This window comes from Stenotrophomonas sp. STEN054, assembly GCF_056854535.1.
Map to the genome: position 1 here is coordinate 1 of NZ_JBXFWG010000068.1, position 16,472 is coordinate 16,472.

At 67.7% G+C, this 16,472-nt stretch carries 11 protein-coding genes; 4 read left to right on the plus strand and 7 right to left on the minus strand.

All coding sequences use genetic code 11. The features are described 5' to 3' along the window. Positions 1-287 precede the first annotated feature (287 nt). Positions 288-1,664, minus strand: a complete 1,377-nt coding sequence (gene dbpA, locus AC1VXD_RS18355; protein WP_482993250.1) for an ATP-dependent RNA helicase DbpA — start codon at positions 1,662-1,664, stop codon at positions 288-290. A 179-nt stretch (positions 1,665-1,843) separates the two neighbouring features. On the opposite strand from dbpA, the gene AC1VXD_RS18360 reads away from it, so the two are divergent. Then, entirely contained in the window at positions 1,844-3,727 is a 1,884-nt protein-coding gene (locus tag AC1VXD_RS18360) for an ATP-binding cassette domain-containing protein (RefSeq protein ID WP_482993251.1), read from the plus strand. Positions 3,728-3,836: 109 nt separating this feature from the next. Here AC1VXD_RS18360 and AC1VXD_RS18365 read toward each other — a convergent pair whose 3' ends face one another. Further along, positions 3,837-4,298 (minus strand): c-type cytochrome, encoded by a 462-nt coding sequence (locus AC1VXD_RS18365; protein ID WP_482993252.1) that lies wholly within the window; start codon positions 4,296-4,298, stop codon positions 3,837-3,839. 9 nt (positions 4,299-4,307) lie between these two features. After that, positions 4,308-4,697, minus strand: a complete 390-nt coding sequence (locus AC1VXD_RS18370) for a c-type cytochrome (protein WP_482993253.1) — start codon at positions 4,695-4,697, stop codon at positions 4,308-4,310. Between the two features lie 206 nt (positions 4,698-4,903). Between AC1VXD_RS18370 and AC1VXD_RS18375 the strand changes: the two genes are divergently transcribed. The 3 genes from AC1VXD_RS18375 to AC1VXD_RS18385 are packed head-to-tail and all read left to right on the plus strand — an operon-like array spanning position 4,904 to position 12,665. After that, on the plus strand, positions 4,904-6,064 hold the full coding sequence (locus tag AC1VXD_RS18375) for an efflux RND transporter periplasmic adaptor subunit (RefSeq protein ID WP_482993254.1): 1,161 nt from the start codon (positions 4,904-4,906) through the stop codon (positions 6,062-6,064). After that, positions 6,061-9,585, plus strand: a complete 3,525-nt coding sequence (locus tag AC1VXD_RS18380) for an efflux RND transporter permease subunit (RefSeq protein WP_482993255.1) — start codon at positions 6,061-6,063, stop codon at positions 9,583-9,585. The genes AC1VXD_RS18375 and AC1VXD_RS18380 overlap by 4 nt, the downstream gene beginning before the upstream one ends. Then, the gene (locus tag AC1VXD_RS18385) at positions 9,582-12,665 is read left to right on the plus strand and encodes an efflux RND transporter permease subunit (protein ID WP_482993256.1); all 3,084 of its coding nucleotides are present in this window, start codon (positions 9,582-9,584) and stop codon (positions 12,663-12,665) included. Before AC1VXD_RS18380 ends, AC1VXD_RS18385 begins: the two co-directional genes overlap by 4 nt. A gap of 63 nt (positions 12,666-12,728) precedes the next feature. On the opposite strand, the gene AC1VXD_RS18390 is transcribed toward AC1VXD_RS18385, so the two are convergent. From AC1VXD_RS18390 to AC1VXD_RS18405, 4 genes are read right to left on the minus strand one after another with little or no spacing between them, the layout of a single operon-like run. After that, the gene (locus tag AC1VXD_RS18390) at positions 12,729-13,574 is read right to left on the minus strand and encodes a phytanoyl-CoA dioxygenase family protein (protein WP_482993257.1); all 846 of its coding nucleotides are present in this window, start codon (positions 13,572-13,574) and stop codon (positions 12,729-12,731) included. Between the two features lie 49 nt (positions 13,575-13,623). Next, entirely contained in the window at positions 13,624-14,844 is a 1,221-nt protein-coding gene (locus AC1VXD_RS18395; protein ID WP_482993258.1) for a TraB/GumN family protein, read from the minus strand. A gap of 4 nt (positions 14,845-14,848) precedes the next feature. After that, positions 14,849-15,379: a GNAT family N-acetyltransferase gene (locus tag AC1VXD_RS18400; RefSeq protein ID WP_108768609.1), complete on the minus strand. Its 531-nt coding sequence runs from the start codon at positions 15,377-15,379 to the stop codon at positions 14,849-14,851. A 14-nt stretch (positions 15,380-15,393) separates the two neighbouring features. After that, entirely contained in the window at positions 15,394-16,281 is an 888-nt protein-coding gene (locus AC1VXD_RS18405; protein WP_108768610.1) for a carbon-nitrogen hydrolase, read from the minus strand. Positions 16,282-16,472 lie beyond the last annotated feature (191 nt).

Sequence of the window (16,472 nt, forward strand, 5' to 3'; positions counted from 1 at the left end):
TGCCCGGCGGATGCAGCATCCGTTGGATCCCGCATGCAGGTAGCGCCGGGCCATGCCCGGCGGATGCAGCGTCCGTTGGACCCCGCATGCAGGTAGCGCCGGGCCATGCCCGGCGGATGCAGCGCCCGTTGGACCCCGCATGCAGGTAGCGCCGGGCCATGCCCAGCGGATGCAGCGTCCGTTGGACCCCGCATGCAGGTAGCGCCGGGCCATGCCCGGCGGATGCAGCGCCCGTTGGACCCCGCATGCAGGTAGCGCCGGGCCATGCCCGGCGGATACCTTGACCGTTACATCATCCGCACGCGGAAGCGACGGCCCTTGATCTTGCCGGCTTCCAGCTTCGCGACCGCCTTGTTGACTTGCTCACGGGCGATGGCCACGTAGGAGCGGGTCGGGAAGATCGCGATCTTGCCGATGTGCTTGCCCGACAGGCCGGCGTCGCCGGTCAGCGCGCCGAGGATGTCGCCCGGGCGCAGCTTGTCGGTCTTGCCACCGTCGATGCGCAGGGTGCGCATGGCCGCCTGCGGCAGCTCGGCCGGGCGCGAGGTCGCCAGCGGCGTCTTCTGCCAGTCCAGCGGCTGGCCCAGATGGGCTTCGACGGCCTCGGCGCGGGTCTTTTCACGACCGGCCACCAGGCTGATCGCCAGGCCGCTGGCACCGGCGCGGCCGGTACGGCCCACGCGGTGCTGGTAGCTCTCCACGTCGGTGGGCAGCTCGTAGTTGATCACCGCCGCCAGCTCTTCCACGTCCAGGCCACGCGCGGCCACGTCGCTGGCCACCAGCACGTTGCAGCTGCGGTTGGCCAGGCGGAGCAGCACTTCCTCGCGGTCACGCTGCTCCATGTCGCCATGCAGGGCCAGCGCCGAGAAGCCGAACTGCTGCAGCGAATTGGCGACCTCGTCCACGTCCTTGCGGGTGTTGCAGAACACCACCGCCGATTCCGGCGTGTACTTCAGCAGCAGGCCGGCCAGCGCCTTCTGCCGGAGCGCCGGTTCCACCTCGCAGAACAGGTGGCGGATGGCCGGGGCCTGGTCGGCGCCTTCCACGGTTACTTCCAGCGCATCGCGCAGCAGGTCGCGGGCGATCTCGCGGATGCTGTCGGGGAAGGTGGCCGAGAACAGAAGGCTCTGCCGGTCCTTGTGGGTGCGGCCGGCAATCTCGCGGATCGGCTCTTCAAAGCCCATGTCCAGCATGCGGTCGGCTTCGTCCAGCACCAGGGTGCGCACCGCGCCGAGGTTCAGGGCGCGCTTGCGGGCCAGTTCCTGCACGCGGCCGGGGGTACCGACCACCACGTGCGGGTCGTGGCCTTCCAGGGAGGCCAACTGCGGGCCCAGCGGCACGCCACCGACCAGCAGCAGCAGCTTCAGGTTGGGGATGCCGGTGGCCAGCTTGCGGATCTGCTTGGCGACCTGGTCGGCCAGCTCGCGGGTCGGGCACAGCACCAGCGCCTGCACGCGGATCAGGCTGGGATCAATGGCCTGCAGCAGGCCCAGGCCAAAGGCGGCGGTCTTGCCGCTGCCGGTCGGCGCCTGTGCGATCACATCGCGGCGATCGAGGATCGCCGGCAGGCTCTGCGCCTGGATCGGCGTAAGGGTGGTGTAGCCGAGGGCGTCCAGGCCGGGCTGCAGGGCCGGGCTCAGCGGCAGGGTCGAAAAGTCAGTCATGGCACATTGTACCTGCGCGCGGGGCGGGAGCCTGCTGCGGGCCCTTCATCCACGCATGGCGTGGATCTACCGGTTGGGCCGCATCCACGCATGTAGATCCACGCCATGCGTGGATGACCGAGCCCCGGCCCTATTCGCTGTCCCCGCCCGGCGGGCCCGCCAACCCGTACAATAGTGGGATGCCTCTGATTACCCTACAGAACGTCGACTTCAGCGTCGGCGGCCCGTTGTTGCTGGAAAAGGCCGAACTGTCGATCGAGCCGGGCGAACGCATCGCCCTGATCGGCCGCAACGGCGCCGGCAAATCCACCCTGCTCAAGCTGCTGTCCGGCGACCACAAGCCCGATGACGGCGAAGTCCGCGTTCAGCAGGGCGTCCGCGTGACCCGCCTGGAGCAGGAAGTGCCGCATGGCGCGGCCGGCTCGGTGTTCGACGTCGTGGCCGATGGCCTGGGCGAACTGGGCCAGTGGCTGGCCGAATTCCACCACCTCAGCCATGCCGAGGTCTTCGACGGTGAAGCCCTGGGCAACGTGCAGGCCAAGATCGACGCCGCCAACGGCTGGGGCCTGGACCAGCGCGTCAGCGAGACCCTGACCAAGCTCGACCTGGACGGCGAGGCCGAGTTCGGCCGCCTGTCCGGCGGCATGAAGCGCCGCGTGCTGCTGGCCCGCGCGCTGGTGTCCAGCCCGGACGTGCTGCTGCTGGACGAACCGACCAACCACCTCGATATCGAAGCCATCGACTGGCTGGAAGCCTTCCTCAAGGGCTGGAGCGGCAGCGTGGTGTTCGTCACCCATGACCGCCGCTTCCTGCGCGCGCTGGCCACCCGCATCGTCGAGATCGACCGCGGCCAGGTCACCAGCTGGCCGGGCGACTGGGCCAACTACGAGCGCCGTCGCGAGGAACGCCTGAACGCACAGGCGCAGGAAAACGCCCGCTTCGACAAGCTGCTGGCGCAGGAAGAAGTGTGGATCCGCCAGGGCATCAAGGCCCGCCGCACCCGCGACGAAGGCCGCGTGCGCCGCCTGAAGGCGATGCGCAACGAGCGTTCCGAGCGCCGCGAACTCAGCGGCAACGTCAAGATGGAAGCCGCGCAGGGCGTCAGCTCCGGCAAGAAAGTCATCGACGTCAAGGACATTTCGTTCGCCTTCGGCGAGCGCACCATGGTCCGCGACTTCACCACCACCATCCTGCGTGGTGACCGCATCGGCCTGATCGGCCCCAACGGCAGCGGCAAGACCACGCTGCTGAAGCTGCTGCTGGGCGAACTGCAGCCGGACAAGGGCGAGGTAAATGCCGGCACCAACCTGCAGATCGCCTATTTCGACCAGTACCGTGCGGTGCTGCGCGAGGATTGGAGCGCGATTGAAAACGTGGCCGAAGGCCGCGATTTCCTTGAGTTCAACGGCAAGCGCAAGCACGTGCATGCCTACCTGCAGGACTTCATGTTCACCCCCGAGCGTGCGCGCGCGCCGATCACCCGCCTCTCCGGTGGTGAGCGCAACCGCCTGCTGCTGGCCAAGCTGTTCGCGCAGCCGTCCAACCTGCTGGTGATGGACGAACCGACCAACGACCTCGACGTGGAAACCCTGGAGCTGCTGGAAGAGCTGCTGGGCGACTACACCGGCACCCTGCTGCTGGTCAGCCACGATCGTGACTTCATCGACAACGTGGTGACCTCCACGCTGGTAATGGAAGGCGATGGCGTGATTGGCGAATACGTGGGTGGCTATACCGACTGGCAGCGCTATGCCGCCAGCGTGGCCGCGCCTGCGGCGGCGCCGGTGGCCAAGCCGGCTGCTGCTGCACCGGCCGCTGCTGCGGCGGCCACCCCGGCCGCGGCCAAGCGCAAGCTGGCCTACAAGGAAGCGCGCGAGCTGGAACAGCTGCCCAAGACCATCGAAAAGCTGGAAGGCGACGTGGAAGGCCTGACCGCGGCGATGAACGACCCGTCGTTCTACACCCGCAGCAGCGCCGAAGTGACCGCGCACACCCAGCAGCTGGCCAAGGTCCAGGCCGAGCTGGATGCGGCGTACGCGCGCTGGGAAGAGCTGGAAGGCTGATTGCGGGGGATTCGTGCGGACCACCGGTCCGCACCTGCCGGCGCGGCGCTCCTGCATTCCGCCGGGCATGGCCCGGCGCTACCGGAAAACATCCGGGCGTGGCGCGGGGTTACTTGACTCCGTGCAGATCCCGCAGCTGGCTCGGCCGGCTGCCGAAGTACGCGGCCAGGTCGGCGATGTCCTGGTCGCTCAGGTCCTTCGCCTGCGGGGTCATCAACGCGTGCTGGCGGTCGCCGGCACGGTAGGCCTGCAGGGCATGGGCCAGGTAATCGCCGTACTGCCCGCCCAGCTTGGGATAGGTCGGGTCGATCGGCGCGTTGCCGTCGGCACCGTGGCAATCAATGCAGCTCTGGTTGGTCGCTTTTCCCTTCACCCTGGCCCGGGCTTCACCGGCGGCCTCGCGGCCCGGCGGCAGGCCGGCCGAGGAGGACGAACCGTGTTCGCCACTGGCATGGCCGGGGTCGCCGGCCGATTTCTCACTGCTTTCCACCTGCGACTGCGAGCAGGCCGCCAGCAGCAGGGCAACGGACAGGGCGATGGCGTGACGCATCGTGTGCGCGGCTTTCGACATGGGCTGGCCTTACTTGACGGTGGACAGGTAAACAGCGAGATCGGCGATCTCCTGTTCGCTGAAACTCATCGACTGCGCCTGCATCGTCGGATGCCGGCGCTTGCCCTGGCGGTACTCGGTCAGGGCCTGGGTCAGGTACTGCTGGGTCTGGCCACCGATCTTCGGTACCCGGTAGCTTGGGTACGCGTTCTTGTAACCGGTGATGCCGTGGCAGCCCTGGCAGGTATAGGCGAGCACCCGGCCATTGTCGAAGTTGCCGGCCGGAGCGGCGGCAGCGGGCGGGGCGGCCTGGGCAGGAGCCGGGGCGGGTGCTTCAGGAGCAGGAGCGGGCTGTGCGGCGGCCCCGAGGGGCAGGAGGACGGCCAGAGCGAGACAAGCGGCGAGCGGCTGCGGGCGCATGATGTCGTTATCCGGGGATTCGGGTCTGGTCGTTCCGGCGTGGGGTACGGAACGACCCGAGTATAGCCTCAGGTTTCATCTAGCTGAAATGGGCACGGGCCGACCAGCGGCGTGAAGGCACCATGACCTTTGGGATATGGTGTTGCCGTGAAGTGGTACATTACTTTGCTACCACACCTGCCCACGCATCCTCCAGGGATCTGACGATGTCACACCCAACCTTCCTGCCCGGCCGCCGCACTGGACTCTGTGCCGCTGCCCTGCTGATCTCCACTTCCCTGCTGCTGGGCGGCTGCGCTGCCGGCCCCAGCGCCGATGCCAAGGCGGCTGAAACCAAGGACGAGAAGAAGGTCGACGCCGTGCCGGTGGAAGTGGCCGTGGCCAGCCATCGCGCAGTGGCCGCCAGCTACACCGGCACCGCTGCACTGGAGCCGCGCGCCGAATCGCAGGTGGTGGCCAAGACCTCCGGCGTGGCCTTGGCCGTGCTGGTCGAGGAGGGCGAGCGGGTCACCGCCGGCCAGCCGCTGGTGCGCCTGGACCCGGACCGCGCGCGCCTGGCCGTGGCGCAGAGCGAGGCGCAGATGCGGAAGCTGGAAAACAACTACCAGCGTGCACAGAAGCTGGTCGGCCAGCAGATGGTCAGTGCCTCCGACGTCGACCAGCTGCGCTACGACCTGGAAAACATGCGCGCGCAGTACCGCCTGGCCACGCTGGAACTGTCCTACACCACGGTGGTGGCGCCGATCTCCGGGGTGATCGCCTCGCGGTCGATCAAGACCGGCAACTTCGTGCAGATCAATACGCCGATCTTCCGCATCGTCGACAACTCGCAGCTGGAGGCCACCCTCAACGTGCCCGAGCGCGAGCTGGCCACCCTGCGTGCCGGCCAGCCGGTCGTGCTGTCGGCCGACGCACTGCCGGGCAAGCGCTTCACCGGCACGGTGGACCGCATCGCCCCGGTGGTCGATTCCGGTAGCGGCACCTTCCGCGTGGTCAGCGCCTTCAACGGCACCGAGCATGCACTGCAGCCCGGCATGTTCGGGCGCATCCGCATCGACTACGACCAGCGCGCTGATGCCCTGGTGGTGCCGCGCCTGGCCCTGCTGGACGACGGTGAGCCGGCCGTGTTCCGCGTGCGCGAAGGCAAGGTGGCCCGCGTGCCGGTCAAGCTGGGCTATGCCGAAGGCCCGTGGGTGGAGATCCGCGAAGGCCTGGCCGCGGGTGACCAGATCGTCACTGCCGGCAAGGTGGCCCTGCGTGACGGCACCGCCGTGCAGGTCATCGCCGATCCCAAGGCGGCCGGGGCCAAGCCGGCCACCGTGGCCGCCAAGGCCACGCCTGCAGACAAGGCCGGGAGCCAGCAATGAGCGGCCGGGGACACGACCACGGTGCCTCGCCGGCCGGCGACGGCGCCGCTGCCGGCATGCGCGGCGGCCTGGTGGAATTCGCCACCCGCCGCCGCGTCACCATTGCCATGTGCACGGTCACGCTGCTGCTGTTCGGCCTGATCGCGCTGAACAACCTCAAGGTCAACCTTCTGCCCGACCTGAGCTATCCCACGCTGACCGTGCGCACCGAGTACACCGGCGCGGCACCGACCGAAATCGAAAGCCTGATTACCCAGCCGGTGGAAGAAGCCGTGGGCGTGGTCAAGAACCTGCGCAAGCTCAAATCGGTCTCGCGCACCGGGCAGAGCGATGTCGTGCTCGAGTTCGCCTGGGGCACCAACATGGACCAGGCCAGCCTGGAGGTGCGCGACAAGATGGAAGCGCTGAACCTGCCGCTGGAGGCCAAGGCCCCGGTGCTGCTGCGCTTCAATCCGTCCACCGAGCCGATCATGCGCCTGGTGCTGTCGACCAAGGCTACCCCGGCCAGCGATGAAGACGCGGTCCGTGAGCTGACCGGCCTGCGCCGCTATGCCGACGAAGACCTGAAGAAGAAGCTGGAACCGGTGACCGGCGTGGCCGCGGTGAAGGTGGGCGGTGGCCTGGAGGATGAGATCCAGGTGGACATCGACCAGCAGAAGCTGGCCCAGCTCAACCTGCCGATCGACACCGTCATCAAGCGGTTGAAGGAAGAGAACATCAACATCTCCGGCGGCCGCCTGGAGGAGGGCTCGCAGCGCTTCCTGGTGCGTACCGTCAACCAGTTCGCCGATCTGGAAGAGATCCGCAACCTGCTGGTCACCACCCAGTCGTCCAACGGCAGCGCGGCCGATTCGGCCCTGCAGCAGATGTTCAACATCGCCGCGTCCACCGGCTCGGCCGCGGCAGTCGCTGCGGCGTCAGCGGCGCAGAGTGCCTCGTCCGGTGGTGGATCCAGCGTGGTCGCCAACGGCGTGCCGGTACGCCTGAAGGACGTGGCCACCGTGCGCCAGGGCTACAAGGAACGCGAAGCCATCATCCGCCTGGGCGGCAAGGAATCGGTCGAGCTGGCCATCTACAAGGAAGGCGACGCCAATACCGTGGCCACCGCCGAGGCGCTGCGCAAGCGCCTGGAGCAGATCAGGGCCACCTTCCCCGGCGATGCCGAACTGACCACCATCGAGGACCAGTCGCGCTTCATCGAACACGCCATCAGTGACGTCAAGAAGGATGCGGTGATCGGCGGCCTGCTGGCCATCCTGATCATCTTCCTGTTCCTGCGCGATGGGTGGTCCACCTTCGTGATCAGCCTGTCGCTGCCGGTCTCGATCATCGCCACGTTCTTCTTCATGGGCCAGCTCGGCCTGAGCTTGAACGTGATGTCGCTGGGCGGCCTGGCGCTGGCCACCGGCCTGGTGGTCGACGATTCGATCGTGGTGCTGGAAAGCATCGCCAAGGCACGCGAGCGTGGCCTGGGCATCCTGCAGGCGGCCATCGTCGGCACCCGCGAAGTGAGCATGGCAGTGGTCGCCTCCACCCTGACCACCATCGCGGTGTTCCTGCCGCTGGTGTTCGTCGATGGCATCGCCGGCCAGCTGTTCCGCGACCAGGCGCTGACGGTGGCTATCGCCATCGCCATCTCGCTGCTGGTGTCGATGACCCTGATCCCGATGCTGAGCTCGCTGAAGGGCCGGCCGCCGCTGGCCTTCCCGGAAGAAGCTGCCGCCGAGGCGTGGCGTCCGGAAAGCCGCTGGCAGAAGCCGGTCGCGCTGGGCCGTCGTGGCTTCGTGGCCGGCGTGCGCTGGAGCTTCTTCGCTCTGGCTTGGCTGGTGGTGCGCGTGTGGCGCGGCGTGGTCGCCGTGGTCGGGCCGGTCATGCGCAAGGCCAGCGACATCGCGATGAAGCCCTATGCTGGTGCCGAACGCGGCTACCTGCGCTTGCTGCCCAATGCGCTTGCCCATCCCGGCAAGGTGCTGTCGATGGCCGCGCTGGCCTTCGTCGCCACCATGGCGCTGGTGCCGATGCTCGGTGCCGACCTGATCCCGCAGCTGGCCCAGGACCGTTTCGAAATGACGGTGAAGCTGCCGGCCGGCACCCCGCTGAAGCAGACCGACGCACTGGTGCGGGAGCTGCAGCTGGCCCACGGCAATGGCGAAGGCGTGGCCTCGCTGTACGGCGTCAGCGGCAGCGGCACGCGGCTGGATGCCAGCCCGACCGAAAGCGGCGAGAACATCGGCAAGTTGACCGTGGTGATGGAAGGCGGCGGCAACGCGCGCACCGAGGCGGACATCACCGAGCGCCTGCGCGACACCATGGGCCAGCACCCCGGCGCGCAGGTCGACTTCGCGCGGCCGGCACTGTTCAGCTTCTCCACGCCGCTGGAAATCGAGCTGCGCGGGCAGGACATGGCCACCCTTGAGCAGGCTGGCCAGCGTCTGGCCGCACTGCTGCGCGGCAATGCGCACTACGCCGACGTGAAGTCGACGGTGGAAGAGGGCTTCCCGGAAATCCAGATCCGCTTCGACCAGGAACGCGCCGGTGCGCTGGGCCTGACCACCCGCCAGATCGCCGATGTGGTGGTGAAGAAGGTGCGTGGCGATGTGGCGACCCGCTACAGCTTCCGTGACCGCAAGATCGACGTGCTGGTGCGTGCGCAGGAAGGCGACCGTGCCAGCGTGGACAGCATCCGCCGGCTGATCGTGAACCCCGGCAGCAGCCGCCCGGTCACCCTGGACGCGGTGGCCGACGTGGTCGCCACCACCGGCCCCAGCGAGATCCATCGCGCCGACCAGACCCGCGTGGCCGTGGTTTCGGCCAACCTGCGCGACATCGACCTGGGCGCGGCCATGCGCGAAGTGCAGCAGATGGTGGCCGAGCAGCCGCTGGGTGCGGGCGTCGGCCTGCACATCGGTGGCCAGGGCGAGGAGCTGGCACAGGCCGCCAAATCGCTGATCTTCGCCTTCGGCCTGGCCATTTTCCTGGTCTACCTGGTGATGGCCTCGCAGTTCGAATCGCTGCTGCATCCGTTCGTCATCCTGTTCACCATCCCGCTGGCGCTCGTCGGCGCGATCCTGGCGCTGATGCTGACTGGCAAGCCGATCTCGGTAGTGGTGTTCATCGGCCTGATCCTGCTGGTCGGCCTGGTCACCAAGAACGCGATCATCCTGATCGACAAGGTGAACCAGCTGCGCGAGGCCGGCGTGGCCAAGCATGAGGCGCTGGTGGAAGGTGCACGTTCGCGCCTGCGGCCGATCATCATGACCACCCTGTGCACGCTGTTCGGCTTCCTGCCGCTGGCGGTGGCGATGGGCGAGGGCGCTGAAGTGCGCGCGCCGATGGCGATCACCGTCATTGGCGGCCTGCTGGTGTCGACCCTGTTGACCCTGCTGGTCATCCCGGTGGTCTATGACCTGATGGACCGCCGTGGCGATGCCTACTACCGCGAGCGCGGCCGCAAGCATGCCGGTGAAGGCCTGCACGCGGACGAGGGTGGCCACGGTGGCGGCGCGGAGGAACCGGCATGAGCGTCGCCGAGTTCTCCATCCGCCGCCCGGTCACCACCATCATGTGTTTCGTGTCGCTGGTGGTGGTGGGCCTGATTGCCTCGTTCCGGCTGCCGCTGGAAGCGCTGCCGGACATCTCCGCGCCGTTCCTGTTCGTGCAGATCCCGTACACCGGCTCGACCCCGGAAGAAGTCGAGCGCACCATCATCCGGCCGGTGGAGGAATCGCTGGCGACGATGACCGGCATCAAGCGCATGCGCTCGCAGGCCACCTCGGAAGCCGCCTCGATCTTCATCGAGTTCAGCGACTGGGACCGCGACATCGCCATCGCTGCCTCCGATGCCCGCGAACGCATCGATGCGATCCGCAGCGACCTGCCCGACGACCTGCAGCGTTACAACGTGTTCAAGTGGTCCAGCAGCGACCAGCCGGTGCTGAAGGTGCGCCTGGCCAGTACCACCGACCTGACCTCCGCCTATGACATGCTCGACCGCGAGTTCAAGCGGCGCATCGAGCGCATCCCGGGCGTGGCACGCGTGGACATTACCGGCGCACCGCCGAACGAGGTCGAGATCGCCATCGATCCCGACCGGCTCAGCGCGCACGGCCTGAGCATCAACGAACTCAGCGACCGCCTGCGCACGCTGAATTTCTCCATCTCGGCCGGGCAGATCAACGACAACGGCCAGCGCGTGCGCGTGCAGCCGGTGGGCGAGATCACCGACCTGCAGGAAATGCGTGACCTGGTGATCAACGCCAAGGGCCTGCGCCTGGGTGATATCGCCGAGGTGCGGCTGAAGCCGGCGCGGATGAATTACGGGCGTCGCCTCGACGGCAACCCGGCCATCGGCCTGGACATCTTCAAGGAACGCAGCGCCAACCTGGTGGATGTTTCGCGCGCTGCATTGGCCGAGGTCGAAGCGATCCGCGCGCAGGATTCGATGCGCGACGTGCAGATCAAGGTCATCGACAACCAGGGCAAGGCGGTCACCTCCTCGCTGCTGGAACTGGCCGAGGCCGGCGCGGTCGGCCTGATTTTGTCGGTCACCGTGCTGTTCTTCTTCCTGCGCCACTGGCCGTCCACGCTGATGGTGACGCTGGCCATCCCGATCTGTTTCACCATCACCCTGGGCTTCATGTACTTCGCCGGGGTGACGCTGAACATCCTGACCATGATGGGCCTGCTGCTGGCCGTGGGCATGCTGGTGGACAACGCCGTGGTGGTGGTGGAAAGCATCTACCAGGAACGCGAGCGCATGCCCGGGCAGCCGCGGCTGGCTTCGATCATCGGCACCCGCAACGTGGCCATCGCGCTCAGCGCCGGCACGCTGTGCCACTGCATCGTGTTCGTGCCCAACCTGTTCGGCGAGACCAACAACATCAGCATCTTCATGGCGCAGATCGCGATCACCATCTCGGTCTCGCTGCTGGCCTCATGGCTGGTGGCGGTCAGCCTGATCCCGATGCTGTCCGCGCGCATGGCCACGCCCAAGCTGCTGCATTCGCAGACCGGCGTCATCGCCCGCCTGCAGCGTCGCTATGCACGCCTGCTGGACTGGTCGCTCCGCCATCGCGGCTGGAGCCTGCTCGGCATCCTGCTGGTGGTGCTGGTCAGCCTGGTGCCGATGAAGCTGACCAAGGTCGACATGTTCGGCGGTGGCGGTGGCAAGGATATCTTCATCGGCTACATGTGGAAGGGCGCCTACACCTACCGGCAGATGTCCGAGGAAGTGGCCCGCGTGGAAGCCTGGGTGGAACAGAACCGTGAGCGCCTGCACGTGCAGCAGGTCTATTCCTGGTACAGCGAGCAGGAGGGCAGCTCGACCACGGTGACCATCGACGAGAAGTACGCCAAGGACATCAAGGCGCTGCAGGAGGAGATCCGCAAGGGCCTGCCGAAGTCGGCGCGTACCGACTATTTCGTCGGCAACCAGGGCGGCGATGGTGGCAACGGCAACCAGGGCGTGCAGGTCCAGCTGGTGGGTGATTCCAGCAGCATGCTGCAGGAGATCGGCCAGGAAGTGCTGCCGCTGCTGGCCCAGCGCCCCGAGCTGCGCGACGTGCGCATCGACAATGGCGAGAAGGGTGGCGAGCTGAAGGTGCACGTCGACCGCGAGCGCGCCGCTGCGTTCGGCTTCAACGCCGAGCAGGTGGCCAGCTTCGTCGGCCTGGCTCTGCGGGGTGCGCCGCTGCGCGAGTTCCGTCGTGGCGACAACGAAGTGCCGGTGTGGGTGCGCTTTGCCGGTGCCGAGCAGAGCAGTCCGGAAGACCTGGCCAGCTACAGCGTGCGTACCGGCGATGGCCGCAGCGTGCCGCTGCTCAGCCTGGTCAGCGTGGACGTGGGCTCCTCGGCCACCCAGATCGGCCGCACCAACCGCCAGACCACCCTGACCATCAAGGCCAACCTGGCCGAGAAGGTCACCGCGCCTGATGGGCGCAAGGCCATGGAGGCGGTGCTCACGCCGATGAGCTTCCCGGCCGGCTATGGCTTCACCTTCGATGGCGGTGACTACGGCAACGACAACGAAGCGATGCAGCAGATGGTGTTCAACCTGCTCATCGCGCTGGTGATGATCTACGTGGTGATGGCGGCGGTTTTCGAGTCGCTGCTGTTCCCGGCGGCGATCATGAGCGGCGTGCTGTTCTCGATCTTCGGCGTGTTCTGGCTGTTCTGGATCACCGGCACCTCGTTCGGGATCATGTCCTTCATCGGCATCCTGGTGCTGATGGGCGTGGTGGTGAACAACGGCATCGTGATGATCGAGCACATCAACAACCTGCGCCGCGGCGGCATGGGCCGCACCCAGGCGCTGGTGGAAGGCTCACGCGAGCGCCTGCGGCCGATCATGATGACGATGGGCACGGCGATCCTGGCGATGGTGCCGATCTCGCTGACCAACACGCAGATGTTCGGCGATGGCCCGGAATACGCCCCGATGGCGCGCGCGATTGCCGGCGGCCTGGCGTTCTCGACCGTCGTCAGCCTGCTGTTCCTGCCGACCATCTACGCGGTGCTGGATGACCTGCGCAGTGCGGTCACGCGCCTGATCCGTCGCGCGCGCGGGCTGGACATCGCGGAACCGGGCACTGCCCGGGTGTAACGCGCGACAACGTATTTGTGGTGGGGGGAGACCAGCCGTAGTGGGGCGGTCTCCCCCTTTTTCTCAGGCTTTGCGCAGGAACAGCGTGCGCCGGGTGTACTCATGCCCGAAATCAACATGGCCGAAGCGGGCGATCTCTCGCCGGCCGCGCCGGTAGTAGCGCCACGGCGCCTTTTCCGGCGGCGGCGTCTGGCCATAGAAGACATCCATGTGGCCGACCGGCATCGACTTCGGGGTCACGTGCATGACCACGCTGCGGCGGGTGCCGGCGGACGGATGCGGGGCGCCGCCATGGAACAGCTGCGGATGCCAGACGATCACATCACCCGCCTGTACGTGCACCGGCTGTGACTGCAGGCCGGCTTCCTCGCACTGGCGCGCAACCGCTGCCTGGTAGGCGTTCCAGCCTTCGCTCGCCATCGGGCTGACCGGCTCGTCGCCGAACACCTCGCGACGCAGCGCCTGCAGGTCGATGGGCGGCAGCAGGTGGCTGCCGGGCACCACGCGGAGCGGGCCATTGGCATCATCAACCGCATCCAGCGCCGTCCACACGCCCAGGTACTTCTCGCCCGGTGAGGTGCAGAACATCGGCGTATCGCGATGCAGCGCCTGCTCGGAGCCGCGCTCGTAGTAGAGGCTGGTGTAGAGCGTGGTGGCCTCGCCCAGGAAACGATCGCAGACGTCGATCGCCGGGTTGTGGGTGAGCAGCCCCGTGATGGCATCCACCACCAGGTGCAGGTTGACCACGCGGTACAGGCGCTGGTGGTCATCCAGGTTGCGCGAGACCGCCTTCGCATTGCGCCGCTTGAACAGCGCGATGCGGGCATTGATGTCTTCAACCACGGCCGGCGCGATGGCCTGCCGTACCACCACGTAACCATCGCGCATTAGCGCGTCGTATGCATCCATCGCTGTGTTCCTCCTTGGGAAACGAGTGTAGGCAGGCGCTGGCGGGGCGTTAGCCCGCCACCTTCCCCCAGACCTTGCCGGCGGTCAGCCACAGGCCGAGCATGCTGCCCAGGTTGGTCAGCATGAAGGTCAGCACCACGCGGGTGACGCGGTTGCGGTACCAGCCCTTCAGGCTCTGCGCATCGTCACGCAGCTTGAGGAAATCCTCGTAGGCCGGCTTGCGCAGGCGCGCTTCGACCAGCGCCGAGAACGCACCGGTGGGGATGCTCAGGCGGAACGGCTTGAACGGTGCCACCGCGATCGCGGTCAGGATGCTCAGCGGGTGGCTGCCGGCCAGCAGGCAGCCGATGCCGGCCAGGCCGCCGGTGTACATCGCCCACGTCGCCAGCAGTTCGGTGCCCACGCCCAGGCCGCCACGGTAGAAGCCGACGGCCACGCCGGTGATCACGATGGCCAGGATGATCAGGGTCAACCACGGGATGTTGCGCTTCTTCGGCACCGCTTCCAGTTCCGCGCGCAGCGGTGCCGGCTCGGTGGTATCGGTTTCCAGATAGCGGGCCAGGCCGGCCAGATGCCCGGCGCCGACCACGGCCAGCACTTCGCGCAGCTGCGGGTTGTGTTCCTCACGCAGGCGCGTGGCCATGTAACGGTCGCGCTCGCCGATGATGGTCTCGTACAACGCCGGGCTTTCGCTGGCGAACTCGCCGAAGCTCGATTCCAGCATGTCGCCCTGCTTGAGCTTCTCGATCTCGTTCTCGCCTACTTCCTCCGAGGAGAACAGGCCCGCGCCGAGACCAGCCACCAGCTTCAGCTTGCCGAAGAAGCCAAGACGCTGCGAGGCGCGGCGGAAGGTCAGGCCGACTTCGCGGTCGATCAGCTGCACCGGCAGGCCGCGCTCGCGCGCCAGGTCCACCGCGCGCTTCAGCTCGGCACCGGGCTCGATGCCCAGCTGTTCGGCCAGACGGCGCTGGTAGGCCGACAGCGCCAGATTGGCGGCAAACAGCGCCACGCGGCCCTTGCGGATCACCTCCACCAGGTCCAGCTTGGCCAGCGTGTCCGGGTCGCTCAGCGCCTGCAGGCGCTGCGGGTCCAGCTCGACCGCCACCGCATCGAAGTGGCCGCTGTCGATGGCCTTTTCCACCGCCTCGACGCTGGCGTGGGACACATGGGCGGTGCCCAGCAGGGTGTAACGCACGCCATCGCGTTCAACGACGCGCACCGGCTGGCCGGCGAACAGATCGTCGCCGGTTTCGGGAAGGGTTTCAGTCATGGATTCATTCATTGGAAGGTGCGGTGTCGGCGCCATCGCCGAGCGCGCGCTGCATCTGCACGGTGTCCAGCCAGCGGCCGTGCTTGCGGCCCAGGCCCTTGAACACGCCCACCAGGTGGAAGCCGAAGCGTTCGTGCAGCTTGATGGATGCGGTATTGGTCGGCTCGCCGATCACCGCCACCATCTGCCGGTAGCCGCGCGCCACGCAGGCATCGATCAGCGCCTGCAGCAGGCCGGTGCCCACGCCCTTGCCCTGGAAGGCGGCGTCGACGTAGACCGAGTTCTCCACGGTCCACTGGTAGGCGACGCGGGTGCGGTAGGTGTTGGCGTAGGCGTAGCCCGCAACCTGGCCGTCGATCTCGGCGACCAGGTAGGGGAAGCCCCGGTCGAGCATGTCGCGCATGCGGCGCAGCATCTCGGCCTGGTCGGGCACGTCGTACTCGTAGGTGTTGACGAAGTCGGTGACTTCCACCGCGTAGATCGCGGTGATCGCAGCGATGTCGGCCGGGCCGGCATCACGGATGAGGACGGCCATGGCAGGTCTCCGGCTCAGTCGATGTAGCGCTTGAGCAGGTCACCGTACGCATCGATGCGACGGTCGCGCAGGAACGGCCAGATGCGGCGCACGTGCTCGCTGCGCTGCAGGTCCACGTCGCACACCAGCACGGTGGCATCGGTGCCGGCTTCTGCGATGAATTCGCCCTGCGGGCCCAGCACGTGGCTGTTGCCCCAGAACTGGATGCCCGACGCGCCCAGCGGCGAGGCTTCGTGGCCGACGCGGTTGCAGCTCAGCACCGGCAGGCCGTTGGCCACGGCGTGGCCGCGGTGGCTCAGCACCCAGGCGTCGCGCTGGCGGGTCTTCTCGTCCTGCACGTCGTCCGGGTCCCAGCCGATGGCGGTGGGGTAGAGCAGCAGTTCGGCACCGGCAAGCGCCATCAGGCGTGCCGCTTCCGGGTACCACTGGTCCCAGCACACCAGCACGCCAAGGCGGCCCACCGAGGTGTCGATCGGGGTGAAGCCGATGTCGCCCGGGGTGAAGTAGAACTTTTCGTAGAAGCCCGGATCATCCGGGATGTGCATCTTGCGGTACTTGCCCAGCAGGGTGCCGTCCTTCTCGAAGACCACGGCGGTGTTGTGGTACAGGCCGGCGGCGCGGCGCTCGAACAGCGAGCCGACCAGCACCACGCCATGCTTTTTCGCCAGTGCGCCCAGGCGCTCGGTGCTCGGGCCGGGAATCGGCTCGGCCAGGTCGAACTCGTCGACCGACTCGTGCTGGCAGAAGTACGGGCCGTTGTGCAGTTCCTGCAGCAGCACCAGCTTCGCGCCCTGCGCAGCCGCCTCGGCCACGCGTGCTTCGATCACCGCCAGGTTGGCGGCGGCATCACCGTGGTTGCGCTCCTGGATCAGGGCGACGGTAAGGGGGCTGCGCGAGTTCATGCGGGGCGTTCCTGCGGGGGAAAACCAGCATGTTAGCGCGGATGGACGGCGACGGCGTGTCGCGCGCTGAATGGCGTTCGCACACGGTAGCGCCCGGCCGGGGGCCCCGGCGTGGTGGGGGACCCCCGCGGCGGCCCGCGCGGGCGCGGGGGGCCGCCGCCCGGGGGGGCGGCGCCCAGACCCGGCCGCCC